Annotated in this window: 22 protein-coding genes and 1 tRNA gene; 11 read left to right on the plus strand and 12 right to left on the minus strand. The window is 39.8% G+C overall.

Annotation, left to right across the window (positions count from 1 at the left end):
* Positions 1–11 precede the first annotated feature (11 nt).
* The 5 genes from LX99_RS17000 to LX99_RS17020 form a co-directional block, all read right to left on the minus strand.
* Positions 12–1,892 (minus strand): AAA family ATPase, encoded by a 1,881-nt coding sequence (locus tag LX99_RS17000; protein WP_109608960.1) that lies wholly within the window; start codon positions 1,890–1,892, stop codon positions 12–14.
* Positions 1,889–5,320 (minus strand): Eco57I restriction-modification methylase domain-containing protein, encoded by a 3,432-nt coding sequence (locus LX99_RS17005; protein WP_109608961.1) that lies wholly within the window; start codon positions 5,318–5,320, stop codon positions 1,889–1,891. Before LX99_RS17005 ends, LX99_RS17000 begins: the two co-directional genes overlap by 4 nt.
* A 359-nt stretch (positions 5,321–5,679) precedes the next feature.
* The gene (locus LX99_RS17010) at positions 5,680–8,937 is read right to left on the minus strand and encodes a helicase-related protein (RefSeq protein WP_109608962.1); all 3,258 of its coding nucleotides are present in this window, start codon (positions 8,935–8,937) and stop codon (positions 5,680–5,682) included.
* Complete coding sequence (locus LX99_RS17015) at positions 8,937–9,227, minus strand: helix-turn-helix domain-containing protein (protein ID WP_109608963.1); 291 nt, start codon at positions 9,225–9,227, stop codon at positions 8,937–8,939. Before LX99_RS17015 ends, LX99_RS17010 begins: the two co-directional genes overlap by 1 nt.
* A 448-nt stretch (positions 9,228–9,675) precedes the next feature.
* Positions 9,676–9,766: transfer RNA gene (locus LX99_RS17020), tRNA-Ser, on the minus strand.
* Between the two features lie 268 nt (positions 9,767–10,034).
* Here LX99_RS17020 and LX99_RS17025 point away from each other — a divergent pair.
* The 3 genes from LX99_RS17025 (at position 10,035) to cdaA (ending at position 12,417) form a co-directional block, all read left to right on the plus strand.
* The gene (locus tag LX99_RS17025) at positions 10,035–11,006 is read left to right on the plus strand and encodes a polyprenyl synthetase family protein (protein ID WP_109608964.1); all 972 of its coding nucleotides are present in this window, start codon (positions 10,035–10,037) and stop codon (positions 11,004–11,006) included.
* A gap of 66 nt (positions 11,007–11,072) precedes the next feature.
* Positions 11,073–11,543 carry a group II truncated hemoglobin gene (locus LX99_RS17030; RefSeq protein ID WP_109608965.1) on the plus strand — a complete coding sequence of 157 codons (471 nt, stop codon included), beginning with the start codon at positions 11,073–11,075 and terminating at the stop codon, positions 11,541–11,543.
* Positions 11,544–11,622: 79 nt separating this feature from the next.
* A complete protein-coding gene (cdaA, locus tag LX99_RS17035) occupies positions 11,623–12,417 on the plus strand; it encodes a diadenylate cyclase CdaA (RefSeq protein WP_109608966.1) in 795 nt (264 codons plus the stop codon).
* A 203-nt stretch (positions 12,418–12,620) separates the two neighbouring features.
* On the opposite strand, the gene LX99_RS17040 is transcribed toward cdaA, so the two are convergent.
* Positions 12,621–12,995, minus strand: a complete 375-nt coding sequence (locus tag LX99_RS17040) for a hypothetical protein (protein WP_109608967.1) — start codon at positions 12,993–12,995, stop codon at positions 12,621–12,623.
* Between the two features lie 150 nt (positions 12,996–13,145).
* Here LX99_RS17040 and LX99_RS17045 point away from each other — a divergent pair, with 150 nt between their 5' ends.
* The 4 genes from LX99_RS17045 to LX99_RS17060 all read left to right on the plus strand — a co-directional run bounded on the left by LX99_RS17045 (position 13,146) and on the right by LX99_RS17060 (position 17,134).
* Positions 13,146–14,129, plus strand: coding sequence for a DNA cytosine methyltransferase (locus LX99_RS17045; RefSeq protein ID WP_109608968.1), 984 nt, complete (start codon positions 13,146–13,148; stop codon positions 14,127–14,129).
* Complete coding sequence (locus LX99_RS17050) at positions 14,080–14,676, plus strand: HNH endonuclease (RefSeq protein WP_109608969.1); 597 nt, start codon at positions 14,080–14,082, stop codon at positions 14,674–14,676. The genes LX99_RS17045 and LX99_RS17050 overlap by 50 nt, the downstream gene beginning before the upstream one ends.
* A gap of 60 nt (positions 14,677–14,736) precedes the next feature.
* Positions 14,737–15,300, plus strand: a complete 564-nt coding sequence (gene frr / locus LX99_RS17055) for a ribosome recycling factor (RefSeq protein ID WP_022830252.1) — start codon at positions 14,737–14,739, stop codon at positions 15,298–15,300.
* Positions 15,301–15,373: 73 nt separating this feature from the next.
* Positions 15,374–17,134: an ABC transporter ATP-binding protein gene (locus LX99_RS17060; RefSeq protein ID WP_109608970.1), complete on the plus strand. Its 1,761-nt coding sequence runs from the start codon at positions 15,374–15,376 to the stop codon at positions 17,132–17,134.
* A 91-nt stretch (positions 17,135–17,225) separates the two neighbouring features.
* On the opposite strand, the gene LX99_RS17065 is transcribed toward LX99_RS17060, so the two are convergent.
* The 6 genes from LX99_RS17065 to LX99_RS17090 all read right to left on the minus strand — a co-directional run bounded on the left by LX99_RS17065 (position 17,226) and on the right by LX99_RS17090 (position 22,878).
* Positions 17,226–17,849, minus strand: coding sequence for a biliverdin-producing heme oxygenase (locus LX99_RS17065; protein ID WP_109608971.1), 624 nt, complete (start codon positions 17,847–17,849; stop codon positions 17,226–17,228).
* Between the two features lie 13 nt (positions 17,850–17,862).
* Positions 17,863–18,207, minus strand: coding sequence for a response regulator (locus LX99_RS17070; RefSeq protein ID WP_022831635.1), 345 nt, complete (start codon positions 18,205–18,207; stop codon positions 17,863–17,865).
* 16 nt (positions 18,208–18,223) lie between these two features.
* On the minus strand, positions 18,224–18,643 hold the full coding sequence (locus tag LX99_RS17075; RefSeq protein ID WP_109608972.1) for a response regulator: 420 nt from the start codon (positions 18,641–18,643) through the stop codon (positions 18,224–18,226).
* Between the two features lie 2 nt (positions 18,644–18,645).
* The gene (locus LX99_RS17080; RefSeq protein WP_109608973.1) at positions 18,646–20,868 is read right to left on the minus strand and encodes an ATP-binding protein; all 2,223 of its coding nucleotides are present in this window, start codon (positions 20,866–20,868) and stop codon (positions 18,646–18,648) included.
* Positions 20,869–21,038: 170 nt separating this feature from the next.
* On the minus strand, positions 21,039–21,767 hold the full coding sequence (locus LX99_RS17085; protein ID WP_109608974.1) for a LytR/AlgR family response regulator transcription factor: 729 nt from the start codon (positions 21,765–21,767) through the stop codon (positions 21,039–21,041).
* A gap of 55 nt (positions 21,768–21,822) precedes the next feature.
* A complete protein-coding gene (locus LX99_RS17090; RefSeq protein WP_109608975.1) occupies positions 21,823–22,878 on the minus strand; it encodes a sensor histidine kinase in 1,056 nt (351 codons plus the stop codon).
* A gap of 238 nt (positions 22,879–23,116) precedes the next feature.
* Here LX99_RS17090 and LX99_RS17095 point away from each other — a divergent pair, with 238 nt between their 5' ends.
* The 4 genes from LX99_RS17095 to LX99_RS17120 all read left to right on the plus strand — a co-directional run bounded on the left by LX99_RS17095 (position 23,117) and on the right by LX99_RS17120 (position 26,487).
* Positions 23,117–23,329, plus strand: a complete 213-nt coding sequence (locus tag LX99_RS17095; protein WP_109608976.1) for a hypothetical protein — start codon at positions 23,117–23,119, stop codon at positions 23,327–23,329.
* Complete coding sequence (locus tag LX99_RS17100) at positions 23,323–24,222, plus strand: ABC transporter ATP-binding protein (RefSeq protein WP_109608977.1); 900 nt, start codon at positions 23,323–23,325, stop codon at positions 24,220–24,222. The genes LX99_RS17095 and LX99_RS17100 overlap by 7 nt, the downstream gene beginning before the upstream one ends.
* Positions 24,223–24,225: 3 nt before the next feature.
* Positions 24,226–25,026 (plus strand): ABC transporter permease, encoded by an 801-nt coding sequence (locus LX99_RS17105; RefSeq protein ID WP_109608978.1) that lies wholly within the window; start codon positions 24,226–24,228, stop codon positions 25,024–25,026.
* Between the two features lie 1,074 nt (positions 25,027–26,100).
* A complete protein-coding gene (locus LX99_RS17120) occupies positions 26,101–26,487 on the plus strand; it encodes a hypothetical protein (protein ID WP_109608981.1) in 387 nt (128 codons plus the stop codon).
* The last annotated feature ends 33 nt before the right edge of the window (positions 26,488–26,520 follow it).

A 26,520-nucleotide genomic window follows, 5' to 3' on the forward strand; every position in this document is an offset into this window, starting at 1 on the left:
AGATTTTGAAGTTACCATACTATTTTATTCTTTAGAGGTTGCCAGTTGGTTCCGTCGTGATACTCTATTGTTGTCAAATAATCCACTGCTTTTGGAAATGCTCCAATTGTTGCACGACCAATTAAAAAAGTGTGGATTCTGTCATAAGCATTTTGTAATGATCCATAATTAAACTCCGACTCCTTTTTGTCAGGATTAAAAGCTGGATACGGTGTTGCTCCATTGTGCCCGTAACATCTGTCCGCTACACAATGAACTTCTGAAATAATTGGCAATAATGCACCATTGTGTTTCATAGTCAAAGGCGACTTCAAAATCAATTCGTAATAACAATAATGATTTGCTGCTGCATTAATTTCAAAGGTAATTTTTAGTCGTTTACCTTGTTCTAAACAGCATTTATAATTGTTGGGAATATCTAAATCCAATAACAGCTCTCTCAATTTCTGAAAGCTATTTTCAATAATAAACAACTCGCCTCTATAAACAGGTGATGTTATTTCATGGTGCGAAAGCGGGTGCAATAATGATGTAAGCAAAGTATAAATTTTGTCAACGTGCTCAGTCGAAAGTCCTGCATTAGCTAAGAATCTTTTTGCTCTTAAAATTAGTTGTGTCAGTTGATAGTCGGGGATTTGGGCATTTTCTGCGTCTGCAGTTTCCCATTTCGGAATAAAGTCTTGTATTAATTGCTCCAAAGCCTTCCTAAAGTAATTAGCTGCGGCAGGATAATCCGGTTTTCGTATGTCATGAAGATATCGACTTGCTTTCTCAAAATGACTTTCACCTACAATTAAAACTGGCCTATCAATTAATTGACCGTCTATATTGTCTTTGCCAACATACAATTCAATGGCTTTCCATCTATCCGGCGTTTCTGTTTCAAATTTTCTTTTTGCTAATTCATACAAGTGTCGGTCATAAGTGCTTATGAAAACCTGATAATCCGAAAACTCATTTCTAATTATATCCAAAATAGGCAAACGGTTGGTTAAGTCTAAGCCAATAAAAACATCGTCTAAAAACAAAATCTTTAAATCTATCTGTTGCGGATTTTTTTTGATTACTGCTAAATACAGGCAGATAGCTAATGCCGACAACCTTGCTTCGTTTAAGATATCAGACTGATGACGAACTAGTGTACCATTTAATTTTAGTTCAAGTTTTAATTCCGTTGGTATTTCTCTCCACCAACTCGTGGAAACGAGGGGTGCTAAAGAATACCATACTCTCAAGTTTAGCTTGAAATACTTAATTAAAAGGTAATTTAATTGAATAAACACTTCGTTTAAAACCCTTCTCAATAAACTTTCATAAACTGCCATTTCAGGAACAGCATTTCGGTATTGCCAGGTTCTAGTATTGTATGCAGTTGCAATCTCATTTCTTAGATAGATAAACCTACTTCCCAACTGGCGAGTTCCTCCTAAATGAGTTGGTAGAAAGTCTTTGAATAAATTTAATACAATCAAATTAAACAAATTAGGCTGCGGTTCATCATGATTATAAACAGCAAGCAAGCCTTTGTAATCCAAAAAGCCTTTTGTTAATTCAGCGGTTTTAATGAACTGCTCAGTATCTGTTGAAATAACGTTGCTTCCGAAATTGATTATTTCACCAAATGGCGAAGTGATTGTATTTGTCAGAAAATCATAATCGCTAAATGTGAAAGAAAGAATGCCATCTTCCCCACTTTTGCTATGATGCTTTACATAAGGAAATACTTTATTCTGACTGCTACTTAAAAAATTGCTCAGCGATTTAAACAAGGAGCTCTTTCCGCTACCATTTTCTCCATAAATGATCAAATTCTCACCTTTGCCAAGTTCTATTGTATAATTATCAAAAAAGGCACGAAAATTTGATATTTCTAATTTCGTTATCCTTTTCATTTTCGACCTTCTATAATGTTTATCTCTTCAATCGTAAATAATTTTAGTAGTGCAGTATTAATAGGGTGTTTAGGATCTGAAAGCTCTTTCTGCACCTTTTCTATGATTTTTAAATTTTGAATATCTTGCCCAACTTGCCATTCTGGCAAATTGACAAGATAGTTTAACACGCCTGCGCCACCTTCTTTTACCGTTTCAGGAAAATATAATTCATACACCATTGCATCTATGATTCGTTCAAAGAAAGTTGTATCTGATTTTAATTTCTTTTGGAGTAAAATATAATTCACCAATAAAGCAAAAACTCTTTCATGTATCGTTTTGATAAGCGGTAACTCCTCTAAGGGAGCTTTGTCTACTTGATATTGAAAACCCTGCATTTTGCCTTTGTGTCGCAACCAGAAAGCAATGAGTTTTGAGTTCAGTATCGCGGTTAAATACTTTTGGTTTACCCTTTGTGTTTTAATTACAAAATATGTTTGCGATACATAGCAATCAAAATCAGTATAAGTAAAGGTAGGTATGGCACATTTACGTAGCGATATAATTTTTTCGCCCGTAAAAAAATGTTCATTCCTTGCCCGATGCAAGCCATATGGTTTATTGTCTGATGTTATCACTTTTTGGAACCTGTCAAGATGCCTCTTTAAATTAGGATAAGGTCTCATTGAGGAAGGATTTTTAAATGACGAATCGGTATAAATAACCCAATATTTATTCTCGTTGTTTCCGTAATACCTATCTAACTCTGTTGTTGAATAGAAAGGCTTTACCAACTCCAACTCTTCTATTGATAAATTGATGTGTTCCTTCTCTTTGTCAGTTAAATAAAATATTCCTTCGTTTAACATTGCACTTCCATCAAGTTCTTCAAAACTTGTTTTGTTTACAAAATCCTGTGGAGCCACTATGCCTTGCGCAATTTCCAATTTTCCATCTAGTTTAAAATTGGAAGCGTTTAGAATATCATTAAGTATGCTATCCACTCCGCCCTCGCTAAATAAAAACGATTTGTCTTTTAACCGTGTCCGGTTAAATGCTGGGGTAAATGTTAGTGTTTTTTCGTTGTATACCCCGGTAAATAACTGTATCACGTCCTCCAACTCAACTTTTGTTTCAGTAAATTTCCGATAGTCAAATGTATATTCAACTTCATTGTTGTTTGCTTTAAAAAGCATAATCATGGTCTGAATATCGGCACTTTCAAATATTTTATAGTTACCAAAATCGATTAGCTGCATTATCTTGGCATCTTCCGATACCTTGTTTCTAAATTTGGAAGCACCTGCATTTGTAACCCAGTTATTGGTAGCAATAAAAGTAAGTATACCTGTATCTTTTTTTAGATTATCCAGCATGATACAAGCAAAGCCATACCATAAGTCCATCTTGCCTTGATAGTATTTAGATCCCCTAAATCCGTCAAACGCTTTTCTATTGGTTGGTTCTTTAATGTAAGGTGGATTTCCAATTACGATATCAAAACCATCTTTTACCCCAAACATCCACCAAGGGTCGAACCAAGAACAGGGTAAACTTTCAAAATCAAATGGATTAAATTCGTAGAGGTTAGTATATACACTATAGTTTTCTTTGGTTGTTAGTTCTCGCAGATTCAATAAATCTGTTTGTACTTTTTTAAATTGCCTTTCTAGTTTGAGTTTTTCTTCGCTGCTCACATTAAAAAAGTCATGGCGTATTTTTTCCAATTCTTTTACTGCCAAACTTGCTTTTGCTTCCATATCATTGTCTGTCAATTCGCCCAGTGGAATCAGTGTATTAGCACAAACAATCTTAAAGTCCAGGTTTGGCAATGGTTGCGGTTCTTGCTCATCTACCACCAAACTCAACCAAAAACGTAAACGGGCGATATCCACTGCACCGGCATCTATATCGACGCCGTAAATACTTTCTTCAATAATGTGCTTTTTAATGTCGGCATCGGTTTTGGCTTTTTTAAAGCCTTTAAGTTCCTGCAAATAAACTTGGGCGTTAAAAATTTCCTGCAACAATCCCATAGGAAAAGCCCCCGAACCAATAGCGGGGTCGCAAATTTTAACTTGTTCTAAAGCATCAATAATCTTATAGGCATTTTTCTCGGCATATTGCTTCTCATCGCTGTCTAGTTCCTGTTGTTGGAGTATTTTGTTAATGCTACGTTTAGCCAACTCATTATTTGCAAAATGATGTTCATCCTGTGCAATTAGATAAGCTTTCAAGCTCTCTTTACACATGTAGTGCACTATTTCCTTGGGAGTATAGTACGCACCCTTGTCCTTGTTATCTTCCAATAAATTTTCGAAAATATGTCCAAGCATTTCAGGGTCCACGGCAACCGTATGTTCATCTGGAGCATCTTCATAAATGGTAAAGTTGTAATTATTGAAAGTCTCGAAGAGTTTCTGAAAAATATTCTCTGGTAAATGCAGCTTGTTATATTTACGGTCTTGTGTATCGTCAAACAAACCACCGTTTAGATATGGAAAACGTTCGTCCCTCGCTGGGTTTTCAGAATCTTCATTGTTCAATCTTGTGAAGAACAAAGGCACTAACTCGCGTGCATAAAAATCATCTTTCTGTTTTGAATTTTTAAACAGTTCATACAAATAGTTTTGATTTCCTTCGCCCCATTTTTTGTTTTGTTTAACGGCGAGCCACCCTTTTTTCTGTATGAAGTAGAGAAATACAATTCTGCCCATCATTCTTTTACAAAAATCACGAGCTTGTTTTTCATCTTTTCCGAATAAAGCAGTAAGTTGCCAATCCGGCTCGCTTATAATTTGTTCTGCATATTTACTGCCTTTTTTTGCATATCGTTTTCCCGTAAGGAATTGTACAAAGTCTTCGTAAGCATTTTTATAGTTGGCAAAAAATTCTTTACTAAGCTTTTCAACCGAGAAGGCCTCTTCAAAATCATCTAATGAAAGAAATTGGAAAATACTCTCTTTTTGTTTTTGAATAAGCTTGTCAAAACGAACAGCCGCGGTTAAAGCTTTTTCGTTTTTTCCAAACAAATAAGTATAACGCTTTGGCGCTGTTTCTTTTTCTTGAATTTCATTGGTTGCTGTATTTTTTACTTTCCACTTGCTGACATAACTGAAGCGCCATTTATTACCCTGCACAAAAACGACCATGGCACCAGCAACCTGTTTGGTCAGATCTTTTATTATATTCCTTAAAGCTACCCGATTACGGGTAATGTTTACTTTTTCATTCAGCTCAACTTCAAAGATGCCAATTTTTGTGTATTCGTTTATTTCATAGTTGCCCAAACTCAGACATTGCTTACTAATAATCTTATCAGACAAAGCAATTGTTCTATCTTCTACATTCAGTTTATTGTTGGTAAACTGTGTTTGCAAAAAATTTTTCCAGACTTTTCTATCGTATGGGCTTTCGAGAATGCTTCTTATTTCTAATATGGTCATTGTTCAATATCTTGATTATCCAGTTTTTCAATTTCTTTTTTCACTACATCAATCACCTCCTGCTCAGTAAGTAGTTAGAGTCGATATTACGGGCCGCGATGGTAACGCTATTTGCCGTAAGCTCCCTTTTTTTGAGTTGTTAATGAGTACCAGTGTTCTTTCATGCATCCACTTGAATTGCGAGCGGTGCGTTTCAATCCGAAATGTACAATAAAATGGTAAAAAAATCCATTTGCATATAGGATAATTAACTGCTGAACTCCGGTACAAAATCCATAGCAAGCGATTGATCAGGTATTCCCATCAACAGCACGGTGTATATAATAGTTGGATTTGTTGTACGAGATTCTCTTTGTCCATTAAACAAATGTTTCTGATATAATTATTTGGGGCTGTATTGGTTCTAAACTTAATTTTTCGGGTCGCTTCACTTTTGAAGTGTATTTTCGTTCCAAACGGATAATTTCATTTTCTAATCTTATCGGATCAGTTTCATTCCGTAATTTATAAACCTCATTAGTTAAATTGGTATAGGTGCCGTTTTTAAGTAAAGGCATTAGTTTTTTACCAGCTTGTATGGCTTTAGGTGTAATAATTATCTGATTAGCCAACCAATTGTTCAAATCGTTTAACGCTTTATTTGATCTTACATCCATTTTGTCTTCAACACCGCCAATCATTTCCGGTATAGTAATGTCACGCTCAAACTGTCTCAATATATGATTGATTTGCTGGTAATGTAATTCCGGAACACTCTTTATGTCTTTCTCAGAGACAGATGCTTCAAAAATCTTGACAGCCTGTTCAAATGGAAGCGATTTCGAGCCACCATCTGTGTATATATATATATTCTTATGTTCTCCATTTTTTACAAACGCTATGCTTTGCTGTTTGCCTTTGCTATTCCTCATACAGCGAACTTTCAAAGGCATTTTTCGGATTTCATTAAATTGTTCAGGATTCTGTTCCCTAAATTTTCTTAGCCATTCCAAATATTGTGTCCTTAAATCTTTATCTTCCTCTTTCTCTTCAAACATTTTGAACTGGTCGATGATCTCTTCCAAAGTATATATTCTGTTATCCTCTCCAAATGTGCTATGGCTGCTTTGCAGTTTAGCAAGCGATTTTTGACGAAGATTAATTCTGTTGTCCCCCTGCTCCGAAGGGTAAAAATTGTAATTGTAAATAAACTGCGCCTTAGTTCCGATCCGATTAATACGGCCTAAACGTTGGATTAATTTAGTTGGATTCCAGGGAGTGTCGTAATTGACAATTACATTAGCTCTATGGAGGTTAATACCTTCCGCTAATACATCTGTAGTTAAAATGATATCATAATCATTTCTAAATGTGCCCTCATAGTTTGCATCGAAGTTTTCACGAATAGCTTCGAACATCTTGTTCCGATTATCTGAGGTAATGCTAAGAACTTTATATGATGTTTCGTTTGATAGCCGTTGCATTAAATAACTTAAAGTATCAGCCGATTCGGTGAAGATAACCAGCTTACCCAATTCATTTTTTGTTGGGTTAAAATATTCGTCCTTTAGCAACGTAATAAAGACATTCCATTTAGGGTCGTTGCTTTCGTCAACAGCCTGCCAGCGTTTATTCAATTCAGCCAAGTGTTCGTAATCCCGCCTTAATCCCTCAATAAATCCCTGCTTGAAGTCTGATTGCTTAAATTTTTTGTTCTTGGGCTTATCATCGTCAATTTTCAAGATTTCCAATTCGATTTCTTCGTCTGTATAACCCTTATTAAGTAGCTCTGTAATGTCTAGATCAGGCGCGATAAAAACACTATCCCGTTCATACATTTCAATCATCTGCTTTGTGGACGTGGTAATTTTATTCAGTGATTTCTTGAAGGCATAGAAACTACTTTCCAGACGCTTGATCAATTGTGTCTGCATTATAGATGCTAAGGAACGACCTATTGTTTGAGCACTTTGATATAGGCCGTCGTTCGCTTCATCTGTCAAATAAGCTATTGCCTGATAACGGAAAAAGTCAATTTTGTTCTTGTCAATAATGCTATTTGCTGTGTCCAGGAACAACTCCGCTAAATTATGGGTTAATTCATATTCATTGGCAAAAGGTTCCACTACAGTTGGAAAAACAATCCCTTGCTCTTTTAAATCCTTTGCATACCGTTCATTTTTGTTTAAATCCGTCCGAGTTCTACGAATTGTTATGTCTTTGATTACTTTATCTCTTATATCATTGAAAATATCCTGAATGCCTTGTAAATCAAGGGGGGCCTGTTGTATCAAGGCTTTGTATTTAATAATATGTGGATAAAAGAATTTTTGAAGATTAGGCTCATTTAAATTACTGTTCCTCACGTCCTGAAATAAAGAAATTAGATAGTAAATATCTTCAGGCCTATTATTTAATGGAGTAGCAGAAATCAATACGATTTTCTTTTCAAATCCTTCAATGTTTCCAATATTCTCTCTGCCGGATTTACAAATGATTTGTAGGTTCTGGAATTGACGGCTACTATGATTTCTAAATTTGTGTGCTTCATCTACTAACACTAAATCATACTTCTCTTTATATTTTAATGGATCTTCTTCATTGATGATTTTATCTAGACTTCCATTGGATATAAAATCACATTTCTCATCAATTCTAAATTCCTTAAATGTACTTTTCCAGTTTTTTTCCAATGCTGGCGGAAATACAATGAGAATTTTTGTTTTAGCCCCATTGCTAATTATAAACTTCTTAGCTAGCAAAGCAGCCATAACTGTTTTACCTGTACCCACCACATCAGCTAAGAAAAAACCATTATGTTTTAGCAATAACTCATATCCCTGATTAACGGCGTCAATTTGATAACTTAGTTTCTTAAACTTTTTTAAAGGAATATCACTAATACTATCTGGATCATACTCTATATTTTTTCCAAAAAACTCTATTAGAAACTTAACGTATAGCTCGAAGGGTGTTGGACTTATAGCTAAATATGTTTTCTTTATTAACGAAGGAGCATCGACAGGCAATATAGGCGTACTTTGGGACCAAAGCATTTCGAATTCCGTATTTGCAAACTTCACGTTTTCGTAGTCTCTTAGCTCTACGTTCATTTCATAGTTGTGTTCTACATTCTCCAAGCCTAAGCCTTGTGCCGAAAGGTTGGAAGACCCCATTATTACCAATCCGTTTGGATTATGTTCATTGAAATTGGGAGATAGAAAAATATAAAATTTAGAATGCAGCTTTTTAGAATTATGTGCTCTGATTTCTATTCTGTTATCTATTATATCGCTGATAAGTTGTAAAATTCCTTCTTCTATTTCACTACCATATTTTGCATTTATAACATCTTCTTGTATAAATTCAATAAATGATTGTTTGGTATCTTTTGCATTAGCATTAAACAGCAAGCCTTGTTTTTGGGCAAGAGCGATGAAGGGATCCACATTAATACCCGCAATAATTTTAATCTTTAACGTTTCAGGGAAATGTTTACGAATGGCAAAATATCCTGATGCTCTAAAATAGCCAATAACAGATTTGAAATATTCTATATTTTGCATATGTTCAAATACCCCGACAAACTTTTTGTAGAGGGTATTTGAGCTTTGATTTGTAAAAAAGTTAGATGCCATTATTTATTTTTCCTATTCTTTAAAACCATTTTTAAAGCTTCATCAGCCATGGGTTCGCCTTCAATCAAATTTGCAACTTGGTCTGCTAACCAAAGAGTGCTTAATTCATTCCTGTCAGCTTTGAGCACATTTGATAGAATTGAAATCTGATCCTTTTTAACCTGCCTCAATCCTTTTTCAATCTTGCTCAATTGAGCAGTATCCATTTCTAATTTAGGAGCAACTTGTCTTAAAAATAATTTTTGTTGCTCCCTCAATTGTCTTACACGTTCACCAAATTGATTTGCCATGTGATTAAACTTTGCGCCCAATCCATTGTTCAAATACCGCTATTGAATAATAGACTTGTCAGCTATTGGCAAATATACTCGAAAATAACTTCAAGTTATTTTTGAGTATGTCCATTAAGTCAACACATGTATCAATTTAAAATATCATAAGCTCTAAAACGAGTAGTTTTATTTTCTACATGACGTAAAAAGTGCCACGGATGTGCCACAAAAGTTTGAGCGGTTTTGCAAGATTTGAGAATTGCTCTATCTGAAATAATGTTAAAAGCAACTGGAAATTAGGTATTTAATGGAATTTTAGAAATAATCGCAAGTTAGTTTGGAAATGGGGGATTCGAACCTTCGATCTTTTTCGATCCTTTTTATAAAATTTTAAATTATTGATAATCAATAATTTAATGGACTTAAAAGACATAAAAAAAACCGAACTTTTTAGGTTCGGTTCTTTTGGCGGAGAGGGAGGGATTCGAACCCTCGATACCCTTTTGGAGTATACACACTTTCCAGGCGTGCTCTTTCGACCACTCAGACACCTCTCCGTTTAAATGTGGATTGCAAAGGTAAAATAATTGTACTTACTAACAATAAAAAAGCGAAGCCTGATTAATCGGGCTTCGCCTCACAAAAACTTTAACTCTACTTATAAAAAATTGCACTCGTATAGGTATGACGGTTATCGGGCGCTTTGGTTTAATTTAGGTAAAAAATAGTTGGCTTTAATGCAGATAGATAATTTTAGCTTATGTTTGCCCCCAAGTCGTCACATGTATGGCGGTTAGTTAAACATAAAATCCTGTTTTGCTTGTAATGCTGAGCATCAACGATATAAAAAAACCTATTGCGGCCGATATTGATGTATTTGAGGAGAAGTTCAGGGCCTCAATGAAAAGTTCTGTTCCGCTGCTTGACCGGATTACCCATTACATCGTTAAGCGTAAAGGCAAGCAGATCCGCCCGATGTTCGTGTTTTTTTCGGCCAGCATTTGCGGCGGCATCAATGAGGCCACGCACCGCGGAGCAGCGTTGGTGGAGTTACTGCATACGGCATCCTTGGTGCATGATGATGTGGTGGATAACTCGTACCAGCGTCGTGGATTTTTTTCGATCAACGCTTTATGGAAAAATAAGATCGCCGTTTTGGTGGGCGATTACCTGCTGGCAAAAGGCCTGTTGCTTTCTGTTGATCATCACGATTTTAATTTGCTGCGCATCGTATCGGACGCTGTGAAGCAAATGAGCGAGGGTGAACTGATGCAGATAGAAAAGGTGCGCCGTATGGATATCGGTGAGCCGGTTTATTACGAAGTGATCAGGCAAAAAACCGCTTCGCTCATTGCTTCATGCTGTGCCTGTGGCGCGGCATCGGCCGGGGCTGATGACAAGGTAGTTGAAAAAATGCGACTGTTTGGTGAAAAGATCGGCATCGCTTTCCAAATCAAGGATGATATGTTTGATTTTGGAACCGATGACGTAGGTAAACCCCTCGGCATCGATATCAAAGAAAAAAAGGTTACCCTGCCGCTTATCTACGCATTGGCCAACTGCTCATCAGCCGATAAAAAAAGGATCATCAACCTGGTGAAAAACCACAACGAAGACGCTAAAAAGATAGGGGAAATTATCCGTTTTGTTAAAGACACCGGCGGCTTGCAATACGCCGAAAGCCAGATGAAGCGTTTCCAGGATGAAGCTTTTGAAATATTGAATACCTTCCCGGATAGCGAATCGCGCAACGGTTTAGAGCAGTTGGTAAGATTTACTACCGAACGGAATAAATAATTAATCGCTCCGGATATCTTTTTTTAATATTGGCTAACTACCTTTAACGTAATTACTTATTACGCCATGGCAGTTAATATCCCTACACTTTTTGAATGGGCAGGTGGTACTCCGGTATTCGAAAACCTGTTCAATAAATTTTATGATAAGGTTTTGGCGGATGAACTGCTGGAGCCTGTTTTTAAGCACATGTCGCCCCGGCACAGGCTGCATGTAGCGCATTTTGTGGCCGAAGTGTTTGGCGGCCCTAAAACCTACAGCCAAAACGAGGGCAGCCACTATGCCATGATCAACAAACACCTGCAAAAACATTTAACCGAGGCGCACCGCAAACGCTGGATAGCACTGCTGCTGCAAACTGCCGATGAGTTATCATTACCGGATGATCCCGAATTCAGATCGGCTTTTATAGCTTACCTGGAATGGGGTACGCGGATAGCGGTGCTTAATTCGCAAACCGACAGTACCGCAGAACCTCCGGATACCCCGATGCCAAAATGGGGTTGGCGTGAGCCCGGCGGCCCGAATATCCCGTAATGAGGAGGAGGAAGCTTGCTTCGCCAACATTTGCCAATGGCAAAGGATTATGTTCGGGTAAACTTTACTAACTTCGTAAATGCAGACGTTACAATCGTTGTTTCCTAAAATAGGTTTTTTTTCTATTCTGGATGTATTGCTGGTAGCCTTAATTATTTACCAGTTATACAACCTCATCAGGGGTACTATCGCCGCCAATATTTTTTTAGGTTTTGCTGTGATCTTCGCGCTCAACTTTGTAGTAAAGGCGCTGGATATGAAGCTACTTACCATTATTTTGGGTAAGTTTGTTGATGTTGGCATCATTGCCATTATTGTGGTTTTTCAGCAGGAGGTAAGGCGGTTTTTATTATTGGTTGGTAAAAATGCCTCGCTTCAGCGCAATAAAGCCTGGTGGAAATATTTTTTTGGAAAGGATGAGGTCGAAAAAAATAATTACGCGCGCATTAAGCCCATCATTGATGCCTGTAAAAGCCTTAAGCAAACCCGCACAGGCGCGTTAATTGTATTCGCGAAGTATTATGATGAGCAGTTTTATCAAAACAGCTGCGAAATTATGGATGCCAAGATCTCCAAACGTCTGCTGGAAAGTATTTTTCAAAAAACCAGTCCGCTGCATGACGGGGCCGTGGTGATCTCCGGCAACAAGATCAAGTCTGCCAGTTGTATTTTGCCGCTTACCGAAAAAACAGATCTGCCGGCGCAGTTTGGTTTGCGCCACCGCGCGGGCATAGGAGTAACCGAAGCTAATGAAGCTACAGCTATCATCGTATCTGAAGAAACCGGCGAGATTTCATATGCCAAGCAGGGCCGGGTTAAAATGAACATCAGCTTTGCCGAGCTGGAGAAAGTGCTGAATAAGGATTTTTATTAAAAGAACAACCCGGATAATTCAACTGGCAAAACAACTGGCTAAATGGTGAAATAATGACAGGTACGCAACGTTTTTAAATAACAGTGCAGCAACAAATCAACATCGGTAAAATAGTAGCAACACTCCCGGTTGTGCTCTTGATTGCAGGCCGCTAATCTATAGAAACCAGACCAGTTATTGAACATGAACTTGTGTATGGACTGTTAATGCCTGATTTTTTCTTCCGGGCCTAAAATAACCGTGCTGTCATTACCTAATTTCTTGATGAGCATAGGATATTTCATGCCCGGCTCGTCGGTTTTCACAACCGGCATCCTGTCGTTCGAGTAGGTTTTAGCAACCGGCATGTTATAGACGGTTACGTTGCTTACAATGTCTTTAGTGTTTAATGTTGCAACGTTGCTATTGTTTAACCAACCTTTTTGCGGTAGCACCGGAATAAATTTTTGTAAACTGGTATCGGCCGGATTTAGCTTCAAAAACTGGTCAAGTGGAGAGGCCGGTGCTTTTGATGTATTTTGTGCCTTTAGCTGTGCAGTGGCCGCGGCCAATATGATAAATAATAAGGCTTTCTTCATGGCTGTTGGGTTTTTATACGAATATAGTTAACACGCAGCAATATATAAATGTTAAAAATGTTATTTATTGTTAAAGGCTTACAGGCGCTCGCTAAAAATGTTAGTTTTATATACTTTGACACGAATGGCTAACATGCTATATTTGCTAAAATGAGAAATAAGTATCAATCAATTGAGATTTGCGCCGGAGCTGGCGGTCAGGCTTTAGGGCTTGAATTGGCTGGATTTGACCATGTTGCGTTAGTTGAAATTGAGCCTTTAGCTTGTCAGACTTTAAGATCAAATCGTCCGGAATGGAACGTTATAGAAAAAGATGTAAAACATTTCCGTGCCTTAGAGTATACCGGGGTTGATCTTTTTGCCGGTGGGGTTCCCTGCCCGCCGTTTTCAATAGCTGGAAAGCAGCTGGGGAAAAATGATGAGCGTGATTTGTTCCCGGAAGCCTTACGGTTAATAAAAGAATGTGACCCTAAGGCCGTTATGCTTGAAAATGTAAAAGGTATATTGTCAAAAAAATTTGATAGTTACAGAGATCATATTTTGAATGAATTAAATCAAATGGGGTATTTATGTACCTGGAGGTTGGTTAACTCTTCTGATTATGGCGTTTCTCAACTCAGACCAAGGGCTATCCTCGTTGCATTAAAAAAGAAGTACTATGAATATTTTTCGTGGCCGCAAAAACATAGCTTGCCGCTAAAATCGATAGGGCAATTATTGTTTGAAGAAATAAGTTCGGCCGGTTGGGATGCTGCTGATTGGGCCAATCGCGCAAGTGGAATTGCACCTACATTGGTTGGTGGCTCCAAAAAGCATGGCGGTGCAGATTTGGGACCTACACGGGCAAAGCAGGCCTGGGCCGCAATAGGAATTGATGGCAGAGGGTTGGCTGATGCCCCACCTGTGCCCGGTTATAACGCTATGCCCCGTTTAACCCTTAAAATGGCTGCTTTAGTACAAGGCTTTCCGGGCGACTGGCAATTTGCGGGAAAGAAAACACCGGCTTACCGACAAGTTGGGAACGCTTTTCCACCGCCGGTGGCTAAGGCAATCGGGCAGTCAATTTTAAATGCTTTTGAATTATATGAACGAAAAGAAGCCGAGAGAAAAGGGATCGAAGGCAAAGCTGCGTGAATATTTTGTAGCTAATGTTGGAAAAGTATTAGATGCCGAAACACTTAGTAAGGTGGCCGGAAAAAGTGAATGGGGCAGGCGCGTTCGGGAGCTTCGTAACGAAGAGGGAATGAACATTGTAACTCATAACGATTTAAGTGAGCTAAAACCAGGGCAGTATCTTCTGGTGAATTTGAAACCTCTTCCTGCATTTGAACGTGGCATTTCTAAAGAGACCCGTGCATTTGTATTAGATAGAAACGGGTTTACCTGCCAGATGTGTGGGGCCGCTGCCGGTGAACCCCATCCTTATGATCAGAATAGAAAAACAAGATTACATCTTGGGCATATTATAGATAAATCGATGGGCGGTACTGATGATGCCGCAAATTTAAGAGCGATATGCTCTGTTTGTAATGAAGGTGCGTCAAATTTAACGTTAAACAGGCCTCAGGCTATTAAGTTACTTGCGCAAATACGCCGGGCACCATCTGCCGATCAACTTGATGTTTTAAGATGGATCGTCAAAAAGTTTCCTCTTCAGGCGAAGAATATCCTGGAAGAATAGGTTTACACACCGGCGGTAAAACCGCAGATTTTGTTACTTTTGTTGAAAATTTAAAAACCGATGAGCGAACTCATTAAAAAACAAGTGAACGATGCAAAGGCCCATATGGAAAAGGCCATTGACCATGCAGATAGCGAATTAAATAAAATACGTGCAGGTAAGGCAAGCCCTTCATTACTTGACGATATCAGGGTTGATTACTATGGTACCCCTACGCCATTAAGCCAGATAGGCAGCGTTAATACTCCTGATGCCCGTACCATTGTTGTTCAGCCATGGGAAAAATCATTGTTAAACCCTATTGAAAAGGCTATTAAAGAAGCTAACTTAGGTGTTAACCCTCAAAACGACGGTATCATTATCCGCATCAACGTACCGCCGCTTACCGAAGAGCGCCGCCGCGATCTGGTTAAGAAAGCCAAAGCCGAAGCCGAAACCGGTAAAGTAGCTATCCGTAACATCCGTAAAGATGCTAACGAGAAGATCAAAAAATTAAAATCGGAAGGTGTTTCTGAGGATGAGATCAAAACCGGCGAGGCTGAGATCCAAAAACTTACCGATGCTTATATCGCTAAAGTTGATGTATTATCAGAAGCGAAAGAAAAAGATATCATGACGGTTTAATATTAACCTTATGTCAAATTAAAAGGGAATGAGCTACTTAGCCATTCCCTTTTTTTATGTTTGCTGCATAAACATGAATGTACTCATCTCTTACTTAAAAAAACACCGCTGGATAGTTGTATTAGCGCTATTCCTGGCGGCTATGAATATAGGTTTTTCCCTGCTCGACCCATGGATAACCGGACGCATTGTTGACCGTGTTATTGAGCGGCGCGATAAATTGCAATATGATGCCTACCTTAACCAGGTACTGGTGCTGGTTGGTGCGGCCATTGGCGTTGCCATGGTATCGCGTATTGCCAAAAACTTCCAGGATTACTTTACCAACATCATCACCCAAAAGGTGGGCGCCGAAATGTATGCCGACGGTTTGAAACACTCGCTCGAGCTGCCTTACCAGGTATTTGAGGACCAGCGCAGCGGCGAAACCCTCGGAATATTGCAGAAGGTGCGCCTTGATTGTGAAAAATTTATCACCTCGTTTATCGGGATCCTTTTTGTATCGCTTATCGGGATGGTATTTGTAATTGTTTACTCGGTTAGTGTAAGCTATAAGGTAACCCTGGTATACTTTGCCGCCATACCTGTAATCACTTTTGTGAGTATGGCCATGAGCCGCCGGATAAAAAAGATCCAAAAAACCATTGTTGCCGAAACCACAGCGCTGGCAGGTTCAACTACCGAATCGTTAAGGAATATAGAACTGGTAAAAAGTTTGGGTTTAGCCAAGCAGGAAATAGCAAGGTTAAACAACACTACCTACAAAATTCTCGACCTGGAGCTTAAAAAGGTAAAGTACGTACGCAGTATGAGCTTTGTACAGGGCACCACGGTTAACTTTGTGCGCAGTGTAATGGTTGTGGTTTTATTGATACTGATTTTTAAAAACACCATTTCGCCCGGGCAGTATTTCAGCTTTTTATTTTATTCGTTCTTTTTGTTCAACCCATTGCAGGAGCTTGGCAATGTGATATTATCATGGCGGGAAGCCGAGGTTTCATTGGGTAATTTCAACCGGATTTTAAGTATCCCTATTGATAAAAAGCCTGAAAAACCGGTATTGCTTGAAAAGGTTGATACCTTAACGTTTAAGGATGTTACCTTTAAACACTTAACTGCCAACCGTAACGCGCTTAATCACATCAGTTTTGAAACCCGCTCAGGCGAAACTATCGCTTTTGTGGGGCCGTCGGGTTCGGGTAAAACCACATTGGTAAAATTGCTGGTGGGTTTATATCAGCCTTTGCAGGGCGATATTTTATATAACGGTACCTTAAGTAAGGAAATTGATCTTGATCAGCTGCGCGAGAAAATAGGCTTTGTAACGCAGGATACGCAACTGTTTTCGGGCACTATTCGTGAAAACCTGCAGTTTGTGCGGCCGGATGCTACGGATGAGGAGTGTATGGACGTACTGCAGCGTGCCGCCTGTCAAACTTTACTGGCCCGTGCCGATAAGGGTTTGAGCACTGTTATAGGTGAAGGCGGTGTAAAAGTATCAGGAGGCGAAAAGCAACGTTTGTCTATAGCCCGGGCTTTATTGCGCAAACCGGATATTTTAGTATTCGACGAAGCTACTTCGTCCCTTGATTCGATCACCGAAGAAGAGATCACCGAAACTATCCGAGATGTATCAGAAACGGAAAATCATATCACCATACTGATCGCTCACCGCCTGTCAACCATTATGCATGCCGATAGCATTTACGTGCTTGAAAAAGGCCGGATTATTGAATCGGGCAGGCATGCTGATCTTATTGCTCAAAAAGGGTTGTATTATGCCATGTGGCGGCAGCAGATTGGCGAGAAAGATACGGCAGACGCGTTGGATTAACATTATTTACCAACAATAAAGGCGATTTGAAAATATCGCCTTTATTATTGTAGTCCTTCTTCGCCTACGGCTAAAAAAAATACAAATGCTTCTAAAACCCAACCGGCGGTGGCGGCACCAACGTAACCTTAGCCGATTTGACCGCGGCCCTGCTGGTTGTCATCCGCTCAAATAATCTCACCGCGCTATCAATAGCGGTTTGGTGCTCAGCTTCCGGAAGCTCATTAAGCACTTCTAAAAATTGTTTCCATTTGGCGCCAAGCTGATCGCCATAAACCTGGTAGTAATGGTAGTTCAGATTGCGGGGTATAAGGTGTTCATTGGTTTTTAACCGTTTCACTATTACGTTACCCCCAAGCGTTGCACCTTCTAAAACGTACATGGCGCCTAATATAGCCGCGTCGCTGCTCAGGTCAATGTAGTTTGGAGGCGGTCCCTCGAGATCTGAGCTCATACTCATATTAATTTCCTCAAGGTCTTTTAACAAGGCAGGCAGTTTAATACGATTGATTATATCAAGCTTTTGTTGCAATTCGCTGCTCAATGCACCAAATAAAAATCCTTCCACAACCAGGTGCAGGCCATAGTTTGAAAGCAGTATAGTTTGGTATTGTTCAAATGTAAGCGAACCATCCATGATCTGCCCCACAAACATGTTTTGCTCTAACTGGTTATGCAGACCGTCGGTGGCGTGTTTTATTTTTTCATGAAGCATAACATGTAATCATTTAAGCCGCTAATATGCTGTCAACACATTTATAAAGATCTTCGAGGGCGAAAGGTTTTGCTAAATAAGCGGTTGCGTTAATGTTCCTGGCTATCTGCGTAATATTTTCGTGGCCTGAAAACAGTACGAAAGGTATACTTCTGTGGTCATCAACCAAATGGATCTCCCTTATAATTTCATGCGCCTGTAACTGGCCTATATAGTTATCCAGCATAATCAGGTCCGGACCGAAACTTTTAATATCTTCAATCACATCATGACCATTGCTTTTTACTTCCACCTGGTACTTATCGCCCAGGGCAATTTCCATAATGTACGCGATATCGGGATCGTCCTCAATAACCAATATTTTTTTTTGTGTTTTAATTGACCGTAAGATTTTTAGTGAACCAAAAATTGTAAAGGGATTCTACACAGCTTACCAGGTTTAAATAGCCCGCAGGTTTGGTTAAATAGGCATTCGCACCTAATTCAAGCGATGCTTTCACATCTTTGGGATTGTCAGATGTTGAAAAGAAAACCACTGGCACGTACTTTAAAAATGTTATTTCCCTTATGCGCTTAACAAGATCCAGACCCGATAAACCGGGCAGATTCAAATCAAGCAATATTAACTTAGGCTTAACACGCGCGTCGGCAAGTTGTTTTAACTGATTAAGCGCGTCTTTCCCGTTGTCTATAATTTCAACCGTGAGGCCTTCCTTTACTTCTTTTACGGCATGCTGCATTATAAATGCAAAATCCTCGTCATCTTCAATATATAATATGTCAGGTATGCTCACAATTAACTTGTTTTAAAAGATATATAAAAAACTGTACCAATTCCTAATTTGCTTTCAAACCAGATGCGCGCGTTGTGTTTTTCAACAATACGTTTTACAATTGCCAAACCTACACCGCTGCCTTCAAATTCCATCGCGTTATCCATACGCTTAAACAATTCAAACACCCGGTTATAATAATTGATATCGATACCCACACCGTTATCTGATACCGAATAAATAACCTCGTTATTTTGCATTTCGCCATGTACCGCCACTTTTTGGGGGATGGATTTTGATGAATATTTAACCGCGTTATTAATGAGATTGGTAAAAACCTGCGTAATCATTACGCTGTCGCCAATAATGGATGGCGTTTCGCCAATGGTAAATTCAATGTTTCCCGGTTTAAGCGCTGATAGTACTTCACGCTTAATTTCCCTTAATAACAGCCCCATGTTGATAGGCGACATCTCCAAATCGGCACGGCCAACGCGCGAGTAATGTAGAATCTCCTTAATCAGCATGTGCATTTTATCAGTTCCTTTAATGATCCTGTCCAACATTTTTTTAGCCGGTTCATCAAGGCTGTTGTTGCTTGATAACAGCAATTCCGAATAGTTTTTGATGGACGAAAGCGGGGTACGCAGATCATGCGAGATGGTATAACTGAAAGTATCAAGCTCGTCATAAGCCAATTGCAGGCGCTCGTTCAGGATCCTGATCTCGTTCGCTTTACGGTTGATGGCATAAATAATATCCTCGCGCACCTTCAAAACCGCTGTAATCTCGTCGTTTTTCCATTTTTCTGAGGTGAATTTTACGATCTGGGTCCAGCTTTCAAATGATTTGCGCGGCGATAACTGCAAAAGCCCGTCTTTAGTTTCTTCAACCGGTTTCTCGGGGTTGCCGGCCCATTTAATGGAGGTTACCTGTTCGGGTTTAAACCAGATAATCATTTCGCCAAGCTCTTTAGAAAGCCAGCAGGCTAAAATACCCCCCGCAACATCGCTATACTGCTGCGCCGCCGTGAAAATAGTAGGAAAACGATGCGTGCTGTAAACCGTATCCGTCATGTTGGTTTTAAGCCACTCTGCAATTTCGGCTATCTGTTCTTTTGTTGGGGTTTGACCTACAACATCAATTTCGCCGTTATATATCAAAGCTACGCCTGTAGCGGTAGTTACATCCTTAAGGGTTACATTGTTGCCAATCAGGGCATAGGTAAAATCCGGATCTTTTTTAAGATAACCTGAAATGGTGTCGGCTGCCTCGGTAAGTTCAAGCAGTTTAGTATTATCCTCTTCATCCTGGCGGTACTCTAACGCTGATGAAAGGATCTGACCGATGAGTTTGGAGGCATCGCGGGCCTTGTAATCAATAAACCTTGGCGAGTAGTTGTGGCAGGCCACAAGCCCCCAAAGTTCGCCATGGGCTATAAGCGAGATACTGAAACTCGACTCGACCCCCATGTTTTTTAAATACTGTATATGGATGGGCGATACCGCCCTCAGGCAGGAGTGGGTAAGATCAAGCGGCGCCGCATCTTCTTCGAAAGTAACAACAGCCGAACTTTCAGAATTAACATCGGCAATAATACGGGTAAGGTTGATCTTGTAAAGTTCGCGGGCCTGCTTCGGGATATCCGATGCCGGGTAGTGTAAACCTAAAAAAGGTTCGAGATGATCATTTTTAACTTCGGCAATTACTTCGCCATGCCCGTCATCATTAAATTTATAGATCATTACCCTATCGTAGTTGATGATCTTTTTAATTTCCAGGGCCGCGTTTTGCAGCAGGGTATCCAGGTTTTTGCCGCTTAGTATTTCAGATACCGACCGGCCTATAGTTTTCTGGATATCATAGCCCAGATCTGATTCGGCAGACTCAAACTCCAAAACCAAATCGTTTAAGGAATGGCTGATAATGAGGTTATAGCCCAAGCCTTTAACATCTATAGTAAGCGGGTTAATGGTATCAGAAGTTTTTGTTGCTTTGGCAAGGTTAAGCAACTGCTGCAATGAGGCTACATCGCCCGATATTTTAAGCAGTTGTTCAAATTCTGTAATGTTTTTACCCAGCAGGTTAATTGCCGTGAAGCCCGTAAAGGCATCAACGTTTTCACTTACGTAGGAGATATTGTAGGTTTTGCTGTTAACCGCGATCAGAAAACCGTGCGATTGAATTTTTCCGGGAATGTGGATGGGCTCTCTGTCGCAATTCGTCAGGTCTACCTGGTAACTCATATTTTTCTTTATAGGATGAACGAGCGTAAAATACAAAAAATATAGTTTTATGAAATATATTCTTTAAATAGGTAAGTTGTAAAGCTATTTTTTAACGGATGTAAAATTCTTATCCCCATGTACGGGGTTTAAAGTTTCTTACGCCTCACACGTTCGTTCCCTAAAGCTTTCTATATGTTTTTATTTTCAATCATCCGGAAAAATTCATCGCGGTAGGTGTCGCCAACCGGGATGATCTTATCACCGATCTGTATACGGCTGCGTTCAATACTATCTATTTTATTAAGGGCAACAATGTATGATTTATGTACGCGCACAAAATGTTTTTCAGGCAGGGCATCTTCCATTTTTTTCATGCCCTGCAGGGTAATAATGCGTTCGGTTGAGGTGAATATGGAAATGTAGTCCTTCAACCCTTCAATAAACATGATATCGTGCAGGTAAACTTTTTGTATTTTATGCTCGGTTTTAACAAAAATAAAATCTGTCGAAAAATCATCCTGCTGTATTGGTTCGGCCTGTACCACCGGTTTTGCAGCTACAGGCTGAATAAGGGATTGCGCTTTTTGTACCGATTTAAAAAACCTGTCGAACGCGATAGGTTTGAGCAGGTAATCCACCACATCAAGCTCATAGCCTTCCAGGGCGTATTGAGGGTAAGCGGTGGTTAAAATTACTTTGGCCTTGCCATTAGCAATTTTCAGGAACTGGATGCCTGTAAGCTCGGGCATTTGCACATCCAGGAATACCAGGTCGGCTTCGGCGGCCTGTACCATGGTTAGCGCTTCGATAGGGTTTGTTGTAGCTTTAACCAGTTTTAAAAAAGGCATTTTGGATATATAATCTTCCAGAATATGCAGCGCCAGAGGCTCATCGTCAACTACCAAACATCTTATCATAGCGTAAAAATAATGTAATAATGGTTTAAACAGATTTTTTTAGTGCGATGTTACCTTATAAAGTTATGGATAATTCGCAGGTGTAGGTGTTTTCTTCATCCCTGATATTTAAACTGTACCTGTCAGGATAAAGCAGGTTTAAGCGCCGCTGCACATTAATTAAACCTATACCGCCTGCCGCGTCGCGGTTAAGGGTATGCTTTTTATTTTGGATGTAAAAATGCAGCTTACCATCGGCCACGTTGATCAATAATTTAATAGGCGAGGTAATATCATTGGCTACGCCGTGCTTAAAGGCGTTTTCAATAAACGCGATGAGTAAAAGCGGCTCGATTTTTTGGTTGGTGATGTTGCCCTCCACCTTAAAATCGATAAAAGCCTTGGCCCCGAAACGGATCTTTTGCAGGTCGATATAGTTTTGCAGGTATTGCAGCTCTTTGTCCAGGTCAACTTTGGCATCGTTACACTCGTACAGCATATACCGCATTATTTCTGAAAGCTTTAAAATAGCTTCGGGCGTAGTTTCCGACCGCTGATAGGCCAGCGAATAAATACTGTTAAGTGAGTTGAATAAAAAATGAGGGTTGATCTGCGATTTAAGAAAAGCCAGTTCGGCGCTGAGGCGCTGGTTTTCCAGGTCGCGCTGAATGCGTTCATTCAAAAACCAGTCGGAGCTGAATTTAAGCGCGGTACTTAAAAACACAAAGATGAGGCTGGTGAAAATACTGCTGTAAAAATAAGTTGAAAAAGGAATTACGTGCCCCTTTTGTCGCACCAGCACCACATCTTTAAAAAGCAAGCCTATCCCGTACTTAAACAAGCCATAGCAAACAATGCTTAGTGCAACTATACCGGCATACTGCAAATACTTTTTCCTGTTTAGGAAATTAGGTATAAATACCAGGTAGTTGAGATAAAAAAGGCTGATGTTGATAAGCGGATACAGCAGGAAAATAATAACAAGCTCGCGGGTTGTAAGCTGCTCGTCGTTGGTCCTCGCCAAAAAAACAAAAAAAGATATCATGCCCATCCAGAAAAACAGGTGCCAGAATATGATCCAGGCTGTTTTTATGCCGGGGTTGCGCGTTTGTAATGGTTTTATGGCCTCCATTTAACTGTTATTAATGCCTTTTTATTTACAGGCTATGGCAACTAATTTAGTATTTTAACAATGATAACAGCTTTGTATTTATATATAGCGCCCCATTTTTTCGATGAACTGGCGTTTATCATCGATGAACCGGTTAAAAGTTGCAGAAAAGCGTTCATCTATAAACAACGTGTGTTGGTCTAAATGATTTTAGCAGGATATTTTTTCGATGTTCCTTTGTTGTATAAAATCACTCACAATGAAAACGCTTATCAAAAACTCAAACCCTTTTATCATGTTATTGATCCCGGTAATGTTTGCCCTTATTTTAGGTGTAAGCTACCAGTTTGAGCAAAAACACGAGTCGGCCGAAATTGGCCGTACAGCAGTGCATGCTACCTCGTTGTTTCACAAAGGTTTTGTGTTGGTTAAAAACGTTTGCTCGGTAGCAAAAAGCAATAACATATGGTAATCAATACCCAGGGGCTTTCCTTTACCTTTGGCAAACAGCAGGTAGTTAAATCGCTGGAGCTACAGGTACCCGAAGGAAGCATTTATGGTTTTCTTGGCCCAAACGGGGCCGGGAAAACCACTACTATCAAACTTCTGTTAAACCTGTTAAAGCCCGATGCCGGCGACATTTTTGTTTTTGGGCAGGATATTAAAAGCCAGCGCATCAGTATCTTATCGCAAATAGGCTCGCTAATTGAGCAACCCGCCATATACCAGCACCTTACAGGCAAAGAGAATTTATTGAACAGGGCATTGTTGCTGGGCGTACCCGCGCAGCGTGTTGATGATATGCTGGCGCTGGTGCACCTGAGCAGCGCGGCTGATAAAAAAGCAGGTCAGTATTCGTTAGGTATGAAGCAACGCCTCGGTATAGCCTTAGCCATGCTGGCCGACCCGAAATTGCTGATTTTAGACGAGCCTACCAATGGCCTCGACCCCAACGGCATTATCGAGATCAGGGAGTTGTTGAAAAAACTGGTTGCCGAACATGGTAAAACCGTTTTTATTTCCAGCCACCTGTTATCTGAAATTGAACGCATGGCCACCCACGTAGGCATTATTAACGGTGGCGCCATGCTTTTTCAGGGCAGTATAGCCGATCTGCAGGCCATCAGCAAGCCGTTGGTACGCATTGAGACCGAAAACACGGTAGACGCAGCCAACCTGCTTACCCGCCATAATTACCAACTTGCCCAGGTAACCGACCATGATTTATTTGTACCCTACATCTCCAAACAGCAAATGGGCGAAATTAACGCCCTGCTTAATAAAAACGGTTTGGCCGTTTACAGCATCGGCAAACAGCAGAAGGATCTTGAAAAACTATTTTTAGATATCACCCAAAACGCCTAAACCATGAAGGGATTTATACTATCGTTCCGGTCAGAATTTTATAAAAGCCGTAAAACGCTGGGCTTTTGGGCATCTATTATGCTGCCATTGCTGATATGTGTTTTACTGTTTGTTGGCTTTTACAGCAAAAGCGAAAAGCTGGTATCGTATCCGCCTATGGTGCTTTGGTTACAGTTTGCCGGTGCTATTTTGGCCGTGATGGGTTCGTTGGTGCTGCCCATGTATATCATATTTATAGCTTACTCGGTAAACAGTATCGAGCACCGGGCCGATACCTGGAAAACTCTGTTCACTCTGCCCATACAGCGATGGTGTGTTTATGCGGCCAAATATTTTTACGCCGTGTTTTTGGTGTTTACCTGCCTGGCCTTGTTTGTGCTGTTCACTATCGGCTTCGGTAACCTGCTCAGCGTGGTAAAGCCCGAACTGCGGTTTGATGACTTCCACATGGAAAAGGAACTGGCCGAAATCTATTTCAAACTTTTTTTATCATCACTGGGCATCCTCTCTATCCAGTTTTTACTAAGCCTGCTTTGGGCCGATTTTTTAAAGCCGATGGGCATTGGTTTTGTGTGTACGATAGCCGGGGTGATCCTGGCCTCGAAGGGTTGGGAGTATGCTTACCTGTTCCCGTATTCGCACCCTATGCAGGCTATAAAAACTATGATGCACCGGGGCGACAGCGACCACGCCAAACAATTACAGATTGACATTTTTACCAAAGATGTGTTTGTAAGTATGGCCGTAGGAGTAGTTGTTTTTGTAGCCGGGTATTTTATTGTGCAGCGGCGGAGTGTGAAATAGCTGGTTTAGTGATTGGAGGTTGGAGATTAGCCGTTAGGTTTTTTTTGCGCTCATTTATAATGAGTGCTTAATATAGGTGCGCGTTTTTAACGCGAACCATGGGCGATACAATTGCCAGCCCGGGTTAAGCGCTCGTTGCAACGGGCGCAAGGTTAAAAATTATAGTTAGGCTTTCGAGATATACGAACGATTGGTTTTTCGTTGTACGATAAAATAACTTGTAAGTAATAAGACAGAATAAATTATTGCCCGGATTATATACTCAGAATAAGATGATTTAAATTCGGTATGCCAAGCTTGAAAAGCTATTAACGCTTGTTTGACAAAATATAAAGCCAGCCATATCCCAACAATTATAATTGAAGCGGTGAACGATTTTCGGAGTCTTTTTATCCATAGTATTTGTGGCAGTATCATAAAGCTTAAAACTCCAATTAGCCAAATGTCAAACCAAAACGGGCCAGCCAATCTATTGCTGAACGAGAACTGTGCATATTCGTTTTGGGTGTAATAGGCCATGAATAGTTCACTTAGTAAGCTTACAGTAAAAAGTAAAGAACCGAACATCAGGAGATAGTTTATCGCACAAATCAGGGTTTGTTTGTTAATATTAATCGGATGTATTTTAAATGCGTTAAGAATTACGAGGCAAAGAACCAAAACCTCTGTCCCGTTAAAGATGGATGAGTATATTAATGATATATTATAGTTCATTTGTAATGAGTGCTTAACGTGGCTTCGTGTTTTTAACGCGAATCACGGGCGATTGTGTTGATTTTGGCTATCACGATTAGTGATATTTTATTGATTTCCCAATTTTCCAAATAGCGTTATTCGATAACATTGGTATAGGTTTAATTAATAGCGGATAATCATTATACGCTATTACGATGTAGCCGCCTGTGTTATTTCACCGGTTTCGGAAACACCGGCAAACTCTCATGCCCATCCGCATCTACCGATTGCACAGCAAAGAAATAATTATCCTTTGAGTAATTCAAGGTAGCCGAGGTAAAAGTATTAAGCCCGCTTTCGCTTTTCCAATTATTAAAGATATTTTTTAGCTTTACAGCAGTGAAAAGGGTCATAACCATACTGCTCCTCACCATCTTTGTATTTTCTTCAACTGAAGCGCATCAGTTGCTGAGGATTCCCTATGTTTTTACCCATTTTGCCAAACACCACCGCCTGAATAATCATCTTTCTTTCATCGCATTCCTGGATCTTCATTACATGCATGGCAGCCCTAAAGACAATGATTATGACGAGGATATGAAGTTGCCTTTTAAAACGCCTGATAAGTGCCAGTCGGGCCAACCTACCATTTTTTTGCTGCCATTACTATTCACCAGGGCAATTAAGCCTGTGGAGGTTTGCCGGGAAGTGAACAATAGCTACCAGGACTGCTTTGCAGACAGCGGCTACCATTCCGGTGTTTGGCAACCCCCAAAAATTTGTTAAGCCACTTATTTATTTGATTGAACAAGACATCGG

Origin of the sequence: Mucilaginibacter oryzae (genome assembly GCF_003148845.1) — a bacterium.
GTDB lineage: Bacteria > Bacteroidota > Bacteroidia > Sphingobacteriales > Sphingobacteriaceae > Mucilaginibacter > Mucilaginibacter oryzae.